This is a genomic window from Flavobacterium sp. MEB061 (assembly GCF_000834715.1).
Taxonomy (GTDB): Bacteria; Bacteroidota; Bacteroidia; order Flavobacteriales; family Flavobacteriaceae; genus Flavobacterium; species Flavobacterium pectinovorum.
The window spans coordinates 19,814-32,507 of record NZ_JXQR01000036.1 but is presented as its reverse complement, the minus strand read 5'-3'; the positions used below and the strand labels follow the sequence as shown (position 1 = coordinate 32,507).

Annotated in this window: 15 protein-coding genes; 1 reads left to right on the top strand and 14 read right to left on the bottom strand. The window is 32.3% G+C overall.

The genetic code is table 11. The features are described from left to right. Together RT99_RS15425 and RT99_RS15420 are read right to left on the bottom strand one after the other, a co-directional pair. Window positions 1-1,245 (bottom strand): ABC transporter permease, encoded by a 1,245-nt coding sequence (locus RT99_RS15425; RefSeq protein ID WP_042565659.1) that lies wholly within the window; start codon window positions 1,243-1,245, stop codon window positions 1-3. Further along, window positions 1,238-1,939, bottom strand: coding sequence for an ABC transporter ATP-binding protein (locus RT99_RS15420; protein WP_042565658.1), 702 nt, complete (start codon window positions 1,937-1,939; stop codon window positions 1,238-1,240). The genes RT99_RS15425 and RT99_RS15420 overlap by 8 nt, the downstream gene beginning before the upstream one ends. Window positions 1,940-2,114: 175 nt before the next feature. Between RT99_RS15420 and RT99_RS15415 the strand changes: the two genes are divergently transcribed. Next, window positions 2,115-3,521, top strand: coding sequence for a DUF4403 family protein (locus tag RT99_RS15415; protein WP_042565657.1), 1,407 nt, complete (start codon window positions 2,115-2,117; stop codon window positions 3,519-3,521). A gap of 40 nt (window positions 3,522-3,561) precedes the next feature. Here RT99_RS15415 and RT99_RS15410 read toward each other — a convergent pair whose 3' ends face one another. The 12 genes from RT99_RS15410 to gcvH all read right to left on the bottom strand — a co-directional run bounded on the left by RT99_RS15410 (window position 3,562) and on the right by gcvH (window position 12,640). After that, complete coding sequence (locus tag RT99_RS15410) at window positions 3,562-3,855, bottom strand: hypothetical protein (RefSeq protein ID WP_042565656.1); 294 nt, start codon at window positions 3,853-3,855, stop codon at window positions 3,562-3,564. Beyond that, the gene (locus RT99_RS15405; RefSeq protein WP_042565655.1) at window positions 3,848-4,387 is read right to left on the bottom strand and encodes a DUF420 domain-containing protein; all 540 of its coding nucleotides are present in this window, start codon (window positions 4,385-4,387) and stop codon (window positions 3,848-3,850) included. The genes RT99_RS15410 and RT99_RS15405 overlap by 8 nt, the downstream gene beginning before the upstream one ends. A 2-nt stretch (window positions 4,388-4,389) precedes the next feature. Beyond that, the gene (locus RT99_RS15400; RefSeq protein WP_042565654.1) at window positions 4,390-5,079 is read right to left on the bottom strand and encodes an SCO family protein; all 690 of its coding nucleotides are present in this window, start codon (window positions 5,077-5,079) and stop codon (window positions 4,390-4,392) included. 12 nt (window positions 5,080-5,091) lie between these two features. Beyond that, a complete protein-coding gene (locus tag RT99_RS15395) occupies window positions 5,092-5,757 on the bottom strand; it encodes a hypothetical protein (RefSeq protein WP_042565653.1) in 666 nt (221 codons plus the stop codon). Between the two features lie 78 nt (window positions 5,758-5,835). Continuing rightward, window positions 5,836-6,186, bottom strand: coding sequence for a cytochrome C oxidase subunit IV family protein (locus RT99_RS15390; protein WP_042565652.1), 351 nt, complete (start codon window positions 6,184-6,186; stop codon window positions 5,836-5,838). A gap of 17 nt (window positions 6,187-6,203) precedes the next feature. Next, a complete protein-coding gene (locus RT99_RS15385; RefSeq protein WP_042565651.1) occupies window positions 6,204-7,187 on the bottom strand; it encodes a cytochrome c oxidase subunit 3 in 984 nt (327 codons plus the stop codon). 42 nt (window positions 7,188-7,229) lie between these two features. Beyond that, on the bottom strand, window positions 7,230-7,817 hold the full coding sequence (locus tag RT99_RS15380; protein ID WP_042565650.1) for a cytochrome c oxidase subunit 3: 588 nt from the start codon (window positions 7,815-7,817) through the stop codon (window positions 7,230-7,232). 2 nt (window positions 7,818-7,819) lie between these two features. After that, the gene (cyoE, locus tag RT99_RS15375) at window positions 7,820-8,722 is read right to left on the bottom strand and encodes a heme o synthase (protein WP_042565723.1); all 903 of its coding nucleotides are present in this window, start codon (window positions 8,720-8,722) and stop codon (window positions 7,820-7,822) included. A 154-nt stretch (window positions 8,723-8,876) separates the two neighbouring features. Further along, window positions 8,877-11,018, bottom strand: coding sequence for a hypothetical protein (locus RT99_RS15370; RefSeq protein ID WP_042565649.1), 2,142 nt, complete (start codon window positions 11,016-11,018; stop codon window positions 8,877-8,879). After that, window positions 11,019-11,762 carry a deoxyribose-phosphate aldolase gene (gene deoC / locus RT99_RS15365; RefSeq protein WP_042565648.1) on the bottom strand — a complete coding sequence of 248 codons (744 nt, stop codon included), beginning with the start codon at window positions 11,760-11,762 and terminating at the stop codon, window positions 11,019-11,021. Window positions 11,763-11,880: 118 nt separating this feature from the next. Next, the gene (locus tag RT99_RS15360) at window positions 11,881-12,267 is read right to left on the bottom strand and encodes a VanZ family protein (RefSeq protein WP_042565647.1); all 387 of its coding nucleotides are present in this window, start codon (window positions 12,265-12,267) and stop codon (window positions 11,881-11,883) included. Beyond that, window positions 12,260-12,640, bottom strand: coding sequence for a glycine cleavage system protein GcvH (gene gcvH, locus RT99_RS15355; RefSeq protein WP_042565646.1), 381 nt, complete (start codon window positions 12,638-12,640; stop codon window positions 12,260-12,262). The genes RT99_RS15360 and gcvH overlap by 8 nt, the downstream gene beginning before the upstream one ends. Between the last annotated feature and the right edge of the window lie 54 nt (window positions 12,641-12,694).

The following is a 12,694-nucleotide window of genomic DNA, read 5'->3' as shown; positions in this document are numbered from 1 at the left end:
TTATTCGTCTCTAAGTGCTACAATAGGTTTTATTTTGGCTGCTCTGTATGCAGGAAAAAATCCTGCCAGTGCTCCTGCAAATACAAGTAAAACAAGTGTTGTTAAAGCCACACTAAAGTCTACTTCGGGATTTCTAAAATATTCACTCTGCACCATCGGCCCTACAAACTCCAGCAATAACAAACTTGCCAATAAACCTGTAAAACCAGCAATAGTGGTTATAAAAATTGATTCGTGAAGTATCATAGAAATTATCGAAAATGGAGAGGCCCCTAAGGCCTTACGAATACCTATTTCCTTTGTTCGTTCTTTTACTACAATAAGCATGATATTACTTACACCCACAACACCTGCAATTATGGTAAAAATACCAACCCACCAAAAAAACAATCTGATATATAAGTTTAAATCATAAAACTGTTTAGCGTCTTTAACCGAATTATAGGCATTTATTCCACCATCATCTTCCGGAGCAACAACATTTTTACTCTTAAGTAAATTTTTTAAATCCTGAGTAAATTTTTCAGATTGCGCCAAAGCCTCATCATAATTATTTGTCTTTTTTAAAGTAAAAAACAAATTGCTTATTTTATCTCCTCCTCCAAAAGTTCTCTGCACAGTCGTTTTAGGCAAATAAGCTCTTGTCTCTTCTCTTTCTCCACCCGGATCTGTAAAAACTCCTATTACTTTAAAGTTGATATTATTAATTAAAATTTCTTTTCCAATTGCATCACTATCTTTAAACAGATCTGTTTTTACCTTCATTCCAATAGTCGCTACTTTTTCATTATTAGCCAGATCTTTGGCATTTACAAATCGTCCCTGAACAATTGTAAGATTTTCAATTCCGCCATAATCAGGATCTACACCTCTATATTGATAACTTCCTGATTCTTTACCATAGGTAAAATTGGCACCCCAAAAATTAAAAGTTGACGCTCGCAAATCGAGCTTATCATCAAATTTCTGAACTGATTGTGAATAATCACTATTGCGAAACTGAATTTGTCTTCCGGGATTTAAACCTTTATATTCTTTTGTAGTTGTACCAGACCAAACTTCAATGATCCCGGCAGCATCGCGCTCAAATTGTTTTTCAATTCCGTTTTGAAGTCCTTTTCCGGCTCCTAACAGAATCACTAAAATAAAAATACCCGAAGCCACAGAAATCCCGGTAAGAAATGTTCTTAACCGGTTTTTAGAGATTGCCTCAAATATTTCCTGCCAACGCTCTATATTAAACATAAGATGAAGCTCTAACTTGTTCTACCTTTTTATCATCGATAATTAATCCATCTTTCAGGACTACATTTCTTTTGCACATTGCAGCAATATCAGGTTCGTGAGTTACGATCAAAATGGTTTTACCCTCGTCGTTAATTCCCTGAATAAGTTCCATAACTTCATACGAAGTCTTAGTATCCAAAGCACCTGTTGGTTCATCTGCCAATAAAACTTTTGGATTTGATGCCAAAGCCCTAGCAATCGCCACACGTTGTTTTTGACCTCCGGAAAGTTCGTTTGGTAAATGGTGCGAGTGAGATCCTAAACCTACTTTTTCCAGATATTTCATGGCAATTTCGTAGCGTTCTTTTCTTTTTATTCCCTGATAATATAAAGGCATTGCTACATTATCAAGAGCCGTTTTATAATTAATCAGATTAAATGACTGAAAAACAAATCCTAAAAATTTATTTCGATATTTTGAAGCTATTGTTTCGTTTAGTTTTTTTATTGGTGTTTTGTCTAAAACATAACTACCAGAATCGGCCTCATCCAAAATTCCTAAAATATTAAGAAGCGTCGATTTTCCAGATCCCGAAGATCCCATAATCGCAACTAACTCGCCTTCTTCTATATTAAAATTTATTCCTTTTAACACATGCAGCGTAGAACTTCCCATTTTATAGGACTTATGCAAATCTTTGATTTCGATCATGATATTGTTAAATTTTAAGACAATAATAATATTTTTATTAAGTTTTTTATGGTAATAAAAAGTTAATAATTGTGCGATACTATTTCAATAAGACTCAATTTATTGTCAAATGTTACACTTTTTTACAATAATATAATTGTTTTCTTAATTTTGCATTACTAAAAAAATCTTAACGATGAAGTTTTCTTCAATACTATCAGTATTTATAGCACTTACAACACTTGTTAGCTGTTCAACATCTCAAAAGTTAGAAACATTAAAACCAGAACCAGACGACGCAAGTCCTTTAGTTTACGATGCAAACCCATCATTTATTAATTTACCAATAACAGTAAAACTTCATGATATCGAAAATCAGACGAATACACTTTTAAATGGATTAATTTTCGAAGACAATAATATTGAAGATGATGATATTGAAATGAAAATTTGGAAACAGGCCCCAATAAAAATTCAAAATGATGCAGCAAATCCGGATAAAAAAATAAAAACTATTTTACCCTTAAAAGCCACAATTAAATATCGAATTGGCACCAAAAAACTAGGGGTAGAACTTTATGATACACGCGAGTTCAACTTAAATGGAGTAATTACTTTATCAAGTGAAGTGGCTTTAACCAATTGGAAACTAAACACAAAAACAGAATTTAAATCTCTCGATTGGAGTGAAAGCCCAACCATGACAGTTTTTGGAAAAAACATGCCTATTACCTATTTGGTAAATCCTGCAATTTCTATTTTCAAATCGAAAATTGAAAAAAGCATCGACGATGCCATCGAAAAATCTATGGATTTTAAACCTAATGTTTTATCTGCTTTAGAAAAAATCTGTACTCCATTTAAAATGAATGATACTTATGAAAGCTGGCTGCGCATTGTTCCGGTTGAAGTTTATTCGACCAATGCAAAGCTAAAAAACGATTTATTTTTATTAGACATGGGAATGAAGTGCAATATGGAAACTATTATCGGAAAACAACCAGACTCTAAATTCAATGCCAGTAAAATTGTTTTAAAACCTGTAGCTAAAATTCCGAATCAAATTTCAGCTAATATTGCTGCTATTTCCACTTATGCCGATGCATCAAAAATAATGACTACTAATTTTGCGGGTCAGGAATTTGGTTCGGGAAGCAAAAAAATTACCGTTAAAAACGTTGCGATCTGGCATAAAAATGGCAAAATGGTAATTGCATTAGATGTTTTAGGATCTGTAAATGGAACGCTTTATTTAAACGGAGTTCCACAATATAATGTTCAAACCAAAGAAATTTACTTCGACAAATTAGATTATGTTTTAGACACCAAAAGCAAACTAATGCGTACTGCCAGTTGGTTAGGACAAGGTTATATCCTAAAAAAAATGGAAGAAAGCTGTCGTTATTCTATTCAGCCAAATTTAGAAGAAGGCAAAAAAAACATGGCAGCTTATCTTAAAAACTATTCCCCTTTACCCGGAGTTTTTGTTAATGGAAAAATGGAAGATATTCAGTTTGATAAAATCCAGTTAACCAATCAGGCTATTATTGCTTTTATAAAGATAAACGGAACGGTAAATGTTTCTGTGGATGGATTGAAATAGAAATATCAAATAATCTAAAAAGAAAAAAGCAGTATAAAATTTATACTGCTTTTTTCTTTTTAGATTGATACATTCTGTAAATCAGATAACCTATAACAGCGACCAATAAATAAGGAACCACCATTAAATAAACGATTCCATCATTTACAGCTTCTGCTTTTTTAACATTTGAATCTCCTGCAAGCGCTGCACGACACATAGCGCATTGAGCGTTTGCACTCAGAGAAAAGAAAATAGAGAATAGAACATAGAGGCATTTTGATAAAAGAGAACTTTTAAATTTGCCTTCCACTCTATTTTCTTTATTCTTTATTCTATTTTCTATTTTATACATAATAAGGAGAAATCATTAAATAAACCACTACGCCTGTAACTGCAACATATAACCAAAGCGGGAAAGTGATTTTTGCTATTTTTCTATGTCTGTCAAAATTTTCTGCAAGTGCTCTTACATACGTTATTAACACCAAGGGAATAATTGCAATAGATAATAAAATGTGAGTTACTAAAATAAAGAAATATACGTATCTAATAACTCCTTCACCACCAAATTTGGTAGAATCAGAGGTCATATGGTAAGCTACATACATAACTAAGAAAGCAACTGATAATGAAATAGCAATAGTCATTAAACGTTCATGAAGTTTACGTTTTCCGTTTTTAATTGCGATTACAGCCCAAACCAAAACGATAGCTGTAATACCATTCGTTGTAGCATAAATTGGAGGTAAAAATGACAAAGGTTCAATATTATAACCAAAATCTTTTAATTTTACTCCAAATAAGATAGCAACCACTACCGGAATTATAATTGAAACTGCAACAATAAACTTGCTAAATTTTTTTTCTAATGAACGATCTTCCATTTCTATTCTTCTAATAATATTTTAATGTCTTGTTGAATGTCTCTAACACCTTTTTTATCTAATCCATCATAATATAAAATTGGATTCCCAAATTCATCCTTACGACAACGAATATTTCCATCTTTATCAATTAAGGCAAACAAACCAGAATGTTCAAAACCACCGTTTACTTTAGCGTTTTCACCGGCATATAAATTAAAACCTTTGTTAGACAAATCCATAATAACCGCTTTATCACCTGTCAGGAAATTCCAGTTTGAAGATTTTACACCTAATAATTTAGCATGATCTTTTAAAACTTGCGGTGTATCATGATTAGGATCAATTGTAATAGAAACAATTCCGAAATTAGGGTTTCCAAAAAAAGTCTTTTCGATTTCTAACATGCTTAAATTCATTTTTGGACAAATAGAAGGACATGTAGTAAAGAAAAACTCCAATACATAAACTTTTCCTTTATAGGTTTCATTTGAAATTTTAACGTTGTCCTGATTTGTTAATTCAAATTTTGGAGCAGGACCAATAGTTAACAATTTTGCATCAGATTTATCAGTTTTCAAACCTACATTATCCAATCGGTTTCCTTTTACAACTTCACCGTTTTTTATTCTGTCTACAATTTTTGGCACAGCATAAATTCCGAAAATTAAAATGATAAATGAAATTCCGATATATGATTTATTTTTAAACATTATGATTGCTATTTAAAGTTGTTTAGTGGCATTATGATTCTTTTTTAGAGCAGCACGATATTCGTATAAAATGATTTTAAAATCATCAAGCATTTCATTACTTAATTCAGATGGATGAAAAGTATCATAACCTTCCTTATACTCTTCTGTACTGTCTTTATTCTCTTTATTTGCCCCTTTTCTGCCTCTTAAGTTTCTTTCCTTATCAACTATATAAACATTTGAAGTTCCTAAATTAGCATCCAGTTTTCCTTTTAAATGTAACTGATTGTAGAATGTTTTGATTTCTTCCGGAGAAGCAAAAACAAAATTCCAGCCTTTTACATCTGTAAAAGGTTTTAATGCGTCTAACACTTTTTGGGCTTGCTCTTCGGTTCCGAGAGGGCAAAGTATTACAAACTGAAGATCTTCAAAACCATTGTAACGTTTGTATATTTTTTCATTTAAGTTGAAATAGTTACCACGATTATTTAAAATTTCTGAACCTGAAAAACCTAAAACCGTTATCTTTTTATCAAGTGAAACTTTTTTTCCATTTAAAGATTTCCAATCACCAAAATCTGCAATCTTTGGAGTTATTGTAGGCAGTTTAGAAAAACTATTAACCCCGGAAGCAAAAAACAAATAGGCAACAATTGGCAGAACAAAAAGTACAAAGAGAACTATATTTTTTTTCATTGTATTAATGGAAGTTATTGAGATACAAAAATAAAAAAATCCCGATGTTATCGGGACTCTTTTCGAATTAATATCATGTTAAAAATTCCATTTAATAGTAGAATCTTTAAAAACCCCATAAATATAATGTCCTTCTGTCAACAGAATAAACAATAAATATAAAACTAGGAATATAACTGGAGAAACAACAGACCATCTAAGGCTGCTTTTTTCACCTTCCATGTGCATAAATGCCCATACTATATAATATGCTTTGAAGATTGTCAGGATATAGAAAATCCAGTTTAACAAATTCAAACCAATAAAATGATTAAATTCTAATGATGCTGGTTTTAAAATACCAAGGATAACTTCTACTGTAGTTACTACTGATAATAGTCCGAAAACAAACCAGATTCTTTTTGTATTTGATACGTGCTCGTGTGACATAATGATAAAATCTAAAATTAAACTAAGTAGAAAACTGTAAATACAAATACCCAAACTAAATCGACAAAGTGCCAGTATAAACCAACTTTCTCTACCATTTCGTAGCTTCTTCTTTTCTCGTAAGTACCTAATAAAACATTAAAGAAAATAATGATATTAATGATAACTCCAGAAAATACGTGGAATCCGTGGAATCCTGTAATGAAGAAGAAGAAATCAGCAAACAATTTACTTCCGTATTCGTTTCTAGTTAAGTTTGCACCTTCTACAACGTATTTTGCAGTATTTAAACGAGACTCAGATTCTGCTCTTGTTAAAACTGTTTTTTTCTTTGCTGCGGTAAGCGTTTCTGTTCTTATCAATAAATCAGGATGTGCTTTAAAACCGGCCTGAATTTCAGCTACAGAATATGTAGGCTGCGTTTCAGCATCTTCCATAAACCATTTTTCTTTGCTTCTTGTTAAAGCTTCTCTTTGCTCCGGTAATTTTACAGCAAACTCCTCAAGAGCTACTCTTTTACCATCTTTATCAACGAATTGCAATAAACTTCCACCTGCAGTTTCAACTGCACCATATTCTCCTTTAATGAAGTTTTTCCATTCCCATGCTTGAGAACCAACGAAAATTAAACCTCCAATAATAGTTAAGAACATATATACAGCAACTTTTGTCTTTTTCAAGTGATGACCTGCATCAACAGCTAAAACCATTGTTACAGATGAGAAAATCAAAATAAAAGTCATTAAGGCTACATAATACATAGGAGCCGAAACGCCATGCATAAATGGGAAGTGAGTAAACACTTCATCAGCCAAAGGCCAGGTTTCAATAAATTTAAATCTAGAAAAACCATAAGCAGCAAGGAATCCAGAGAATGTAAGGGCATCTGATACGATAAAAAACCACATCATCATTTTACCATAACTTGCTCCTAATGGCTGGATATCTCCGCCTCCCCAAGTTTTTTCGTCGTTATTTGCAGTAGTAACTGTCGCTTCCATAAAAGATATTCGTTAAAAAGTTCCCAAATTTACGTTTTTTTCTTATTTAAAGAAATATAAAAATAAAAATAAATATACCCATAATAAATCCAAAAAGTGCCAATACATCGCACCTAGTTCTATACCAAGAGTTTGAGTCGAATTGTATTTTTGTTTAAAATGATTATAAATTATAATTAAAAGTGAAATTAATCCTCCAGCCAAGTGCAATAAGTGCGTCACCGTTACTACATAAAGAAAAGTTGTAGTAATTGAGCTACCTTCTCCTGTAAAATAATATCCGCTTTCCACAATTTGTCCAAAACCTGCAAATTGCAAAACCACAAATAAAATCCCTAACGCTAATGTCCCTAAAAGAAAAGCTGTTGTTGCGCTTCTGTTATCTTTCTGAATCGCTTTTTTTGCCAAATAAAAAGTAACACTACAACCCAAAATTACAGCTGTGCTATAATAAAATGCGATTGGTAATTCAAAATTCTTCAACCAATCTGCTCTTGATTTACTTACTACAAATGCACTTGTAAGTCCAGCGAACATCATGGTCATACTTACCATTGCAAATAACAAAATCAGTTTTGCCGATTTTGATTTTTGTACCTGTTCTTCGCTTGTTGTCATTGTCATTTCCATAACTATCTTAAAAATTTATCTACTATAAACACAATTTGCAGCAACGAAATATACGAAACGCTTACCAGCATTAATGTTCTCGCAGCTTTTGCAGTTCGCAATTGATATAATCGTATTGCATAAAATAACATCCACAATCCCAATAAAAAAACTAAAACTGCCGCAATTGGCGTTATAAACAATTGTCCTGTATATCCTAAAACCGGCAACAATGACGCTATTATTAACCAAATGGTATATAAAATAATCTGCAACGCGGTTCCTTTGTCTTTTTTACCTGTTGGAAGCATAAAGATTCCTGCCTTTTCATAATCTTCATATAAAAACCAGCCAATTGACCAGAAATGAGGGAATTGCCAAAAAAACTGAATTAAAAACAAAGTCCCAGCTTCTATTCCAAAATCTCCTGTAGCTGCAACCCATCCCAACATAAACGGAATTGCACCCGGAAATGCACCCACAAAAACCGATAACGAAGTTACTGTTTTTAAAGGTGTATAAATACTTGTATATAAAAATATCGAAATTGCTGCAAACATTGCCGACTTTGCATTAATGGTATAAAGTAAAGCGATACCAATAACGGTAAGTAAACTTGCTACAATCAAAGCCATTGTTGGAGACATACGTCCTGAAGGAACCGGACGATTTTTTGTGCGATCCATCAAAGAATCGATATCTTTTTCTATTACCTGATTAAAAGCATTTGAAGCTCCAACCATGCAATATCCTCCAATAGACAAAACCAGCAAAACACTCCATTGAAAAGGGTGCTCTTCATTTACTCCCAATAAATATCCAGCTATTGAAGAAAACAAAACACTAATAGCCAAACCAGCTTTAGTGATCTCTTTGAAATCCAGAAATATCGATTTTAATGAAATTGTATTTTTTGTAGCGTTCAAACCTTGATTGTTTGTATATTTTTTTGAGTGGTGCAAATGTACAAATTAGATTGTAGAATCCTGAACTATAAAATTAGATTTTTTCAATAAAACCTTTACAAAATAAGGACTTGTACATTTTTAACACTATTATTTCGAAAAATCTTATTAAATGCTAGTAATCAAAATACCAATTAAAGACATCAGAACGTAATCCGATGGTAAACCATGTTGTACTTTGTTTAAAAGTAGTTGCTGTTTCTTGCGTTGGATCAAAGTTTCTGTAAATAAAACTTCCAAATAATTTTAAATTAGTCATCGGATTTATTAAGTATCCTCCTTGAATGTCAGCAATAAAAACACTTGTTTTATTACCTTGTCCTACCTTTACTCCAGTATCATATGGGCGCTTCTCATCATAACTCTTATAAATATTTCCACCATAATTAAAGCTGTTCCCCGCAGTATCAAAATCTAAACCTCGTGTTCCCATTGTAAATTTAGCATCTCCAAAAATACGTCCTTTATGATAACGACCAATTGCTACTAATTCTTCGAAATTACCTCCCCATTGATGCCCGATACTTTGGTTATTATGACCATAATTTGTAATGACAGCGCTATGCTCGTAAACGTAAGGGCGCACATGATTATACTCAAGCTGTAACAATAAATCTTTAACTTTAAAAGCATTAAAATATTTAGCCCCAAGCTGATATCCGAATTTATTTTTCCAGCTCTGCTCTCCGGCTCCCATATCAGAAACTGAAAATTCATCTAATAAAAACTGAGCGTAAAAATTAACATCGTTATTCCACTTGTATTTAGCAGTCATCCCTAAAAGCGCATTTCCACTTCTTGAAGAAGATGCAAACTCAACAGAACGATAAAATATAATAGGGTTTACAAAATTTACATCAAACCCTCTATTATTTGTATCTGTCCAAACTACTGATTCAAAGAAACCAAAATTCAGTTTATTTGAAACGTTCCAGCTTAAATAATGATTCGCCATATACTTAGACGCATAGGTTTTTTCTACAGTAACATCTGGGCGCACATCTTTAAGCCACATATAAGTATTGGTGTATTTTATTTTCCAGAAAGTGGTATTGATTTTAAAATACGGATAGGGGCTCGCTCCATCACTTTCAAGCAACGAACGATATCCGTCTCCAATAAAATTTCTTCCATAACCTAACTGAAAATCAAAAATTTTACTTGGCGCAAAAGTAATATTAGCTTCTGCTAAAGGAAAATCGTAAGCATCACTTTTAAATCTTTTCCCAATGCCCATTCCTGGAATAATAGCAGGATTCCCTCCTGAAGGCTTTAAGCTTTCTGCATAATCATTATAATAACCTGCAAATCGGCCCTGGCTTTCAAAAACAGTTGTTGTAAAATTAATTTGTTTTCCTAAACCTCCTCTAAAATTTAAAGCACGTGTATTTACAAAAGTATAAGAAGCATCAAGATCTGAAGCTTTACCCATTTGCAAATCAAGAATAGGATTTAGTGCTATCCAATAATCTTCACCCTGAATCTGAACTAAATTTTGATTCCAAAACTTTCTTCCCAACCAGGTCGAAACATTTTTTTGAAGTGATTCATTTACGGCTTTTAAATTATAGTATTTTGAAACCTCAGCATAAGTATAAGGTTTTGAAGCAGTATGATTGTTACTTCCAACCTGATTCATTGCGCCATCAAACTGCGCATAATAACTATGTGAAAACGGAATATTTAAATGACTTTCAAATTCAGGATTATTATATTTTTTATACACAATACTATCCAACTCAGTCATTGGTTTTTCGAGTGGTTTTTCAATTTCGGCTGCAGCCAAAGCTTCTGCTTCAATTTGATCGGCACTTTTTAAAGGAATGGCAATCGAAATTGTATATTTAGAATATGTTGGCTTTCCACTATATGATGAAGGTTTAATTTTCGGAAATATACCAAAAACACGCTTAGCTTCTTCTGATAAAGCTTCGTTCTCTGCATTAACATAAATTACTTTAAATTCACCGTTAACATCTACTTCAAAAAGCACTTTTACTTCTCCCTGATAATTTGTTTGTTTTAAGTTTTCAGGAATTTGAAAATTATGATAAACAAAATCCTGAACTTCTTTATAAAAACAATTTTCTAATTTTTTTGATTGCAAATTTTCACAATTAGGAAAAACAGGAAATTGCTCTGTTGCAAAACCAGGCTTAACAGAACTATTATTCCTTTCCTGAGAAAGGGCCACTAAGGAAGAAAGGATAAGAATAAAAGATAAAAAATTCTTAACGGTGTAAAATTTAATTTTCATTTAATATTGATTTGGGGTATTTCCTCCGTCTACAATTGTTTTTGCTGCCGAAGTTCCAATTCGCTTAACTCCTAAACGAATCATTTCTATTGCTTCATTATATGTCCGAACACCTCCGGCTGCTTTTATCGGCAACGGTGAAGCATTTTCTAGCATCATAATTACCGTTGGAATTGTCGCTCCGTTTGGCAAATCATTTTCAGTTTTAAAAAAACCGGTGGAAGATTTTACAAAAACAGAAGCATAATTTTCTTCTTTGAAATTTGATATAACAATGTTTTTTATCAAAGCCGAAAGCTGAATAATTTCTTTATCTGTCAAAGCTGCGACTTCAATAATCCATTTTACTGTTTTATTGTGTGCTAATCCGATTTGTGTACATAATAAAACTTCCTCTTTTACTAATGACAGATTTCCGTTTTTAAAAGCTTCATAATTACATACAAAGTCTAAATCATCTGCTCCATTTTCAATTGCTGCATTTGCTTCTTTGATTTTGGTTTCTATATCTGATTTACCTTCCGGAAAATCGATAACTGTCCCCACAAGTAAAGCCGAATTTGCTTCTAGAATCATTTCTTTTGCCAAACTTACATATTCCGGACGAATCATGATCAGTTTAAAATTTTCGTTAATGGCTTCAGAAATTGCTTTTTTAACCACGATAAGATTTTCTGCTTCCGAAAGTCCGGCTTGAGAGGCAGTTTTTAAGTATGTTGAATCTAAATATTGCTTAACATTCATGATTTTTAGATACATGTGGAATTTCGACAAAAATACATTTAAAATTCAGAAAAAAAACCTCTTTTTGAATCTTGCCTTTTTGGCAATAAAAAAAACCCACCGAAGTGGGTCTTTATTTTTATATTCTATCGATTTGCTTTTTTAAAGCTATGGCTGTAAAAAGACCTATTGTAGCTCCAATCGTATTTGCTAAAATATCTCTAACATCTGCCGCTCTTGTTGTTGTAAAAACACTTTGCAAAATTTCGATTGTAATTCCGAAAAAAACCGAAAATATGAACGAAATCAAATAAGCTTTATAATCATCAGGAGCTTTCCCTTTTAATTCTTTTTTAAAGAATAAAATCCAGGAAATTGTAAATCCAAAATGAAAACAAAAATGTACAATTTTGTCAATATTTGGAATATTTGCTACTGCAGGAAGATTACTTGAATCTGTCAAACAAAAATAAGTGATAATTCCGGAACAAATAATTGCCCAAAGAAGCAATAGCTGTTTAGGCACCGATAAGTTGTTTATAAGCTTCGTCAGATAATAAAGTATCTATTTCTGATGCATCAGCAATTTTTATTTTAATCATCCATCCAGCTCCATAAGGATCAGAATTTACAGTTTCCGGAGCACTTTCTAAACTATCGTTAAAAGCAATAATTTCTCCTGTTAAAGGCAAAAACAAATCCGAAACTGTTTTTACAGCTTCAACAGTTCCAAAAACCTCGTCTTTATCAAGTGTCTGGTCTAAAGTCTCTACTTCAACATACACGATATCTCCTAATTCTTTTTGAGCAAAATGAGTAATTCCTACTGTTGCTACATCTCCTTCGATGCTAACCCATTCGTGATCTTTTGTGTACTTTAAATTTGCTGGTATGCTCATAATAGTATGTTTGAAAATTGATAATTTAATAATTTAGGCACAAATGTAATAATC

What these genes read in the sequence shown, in the direction of transcription:
- RT99_RS15370 (WP_042565649.1), bottom strand. Translation starts at nt 11,018, where the DNA reads ATGAAAATTAAATTTTACACCGTTAAGAATTTTTTATCTTTTATTCTT.
- deoC (WP_042565648.1), bottom strand. Translation starts at nt 11,762, where the DNA reads ATGAATGTTAAGCAATATTTAGATTCAACATACTTAAAAACTGCCTCT.
- RT99_RS15420 (WP_042565658.1), bottom strand. Translation starts at nt 1,939, where the DNA reads ATGATCGAAATCAAAGATTTGCATAAGTCCTATAAAATGGGAAGTTCT.
- RT99_RS15390 (WP_042565652.1), bottom strand. Translation starts at nt 6,186, where the DNA reads ATGTCACACGAGCACGTATCAAATACAAAAAGAATCTGGTTTGTTTTC.
- RT99_RS15400 (WP_042565654.1), bottom strand. Translation starts at nt 5,079, where the DNA reads ATGTTTAAAAATAAATCATATATCGGAATTTCATTTATCATTTTAATT.
- RT99_RS15395 (WP_042565653.1), bottom strand. Translation starts at nt 5,757, where the DNA reads ATGAAAAAAAATATAGTTCTCTTTGTACTTTTTGTTCTGCCAATTGTT.
- RT99_RS15425 (WP_042565659.1), bottom strand. Translation starts at nt 1,245, where the DNA reads ATGTTTAATATAGAGCGTTGGCAGGAAATATTTGAGGCAATCTCTAAA.
- RT99_RS15405 (WP_042565655.1), bottom strand. Translation starts at nt 4,387, where the DNA reads ATGGAAGATCGTTCATTAGAAAAAAAATTTAGCAAGTTTATTGTTGCA.
- RT99_RS15410 (WP_042565656.1), bottom strand. Translation starts at nt 3,855, where the DNA reads ATGTATAAAATAGAAAATAGAATAAAGAATAAAGAAAATAGAGTGGAA.
- gcvH (WP_042565646.1), bottom strand. Translation starts at nt 12,640, where the DNA reads ATGAGCATACCAGCAAATTTAAAGTACACAAAAGATCACGAATGGGTT.
- RT99_RS15415 (WP_042565657.1), top strand. Translation starts at nt 2,115, where the DNA reads ATGAAGTTTTCTTCAATACTATCAGTATTTATAGCACTTACAACACTT.
- RT99_RS15385 (WP_042565651.1), bottom strand. Translation starts at nt 7,187, where the DNA reads ATGGAAGCGACAGTTACTACTGCAAATAACGACGAAAAAACTTGGGGA.
- RT99_RS15380 (WP_042565650.1), bottom strand. Translation starts at nt 7,817, where the DNA reads ATGGAAATGACAATGACAACAAGCGAAGAACAGGTACAAAAATCAAAA.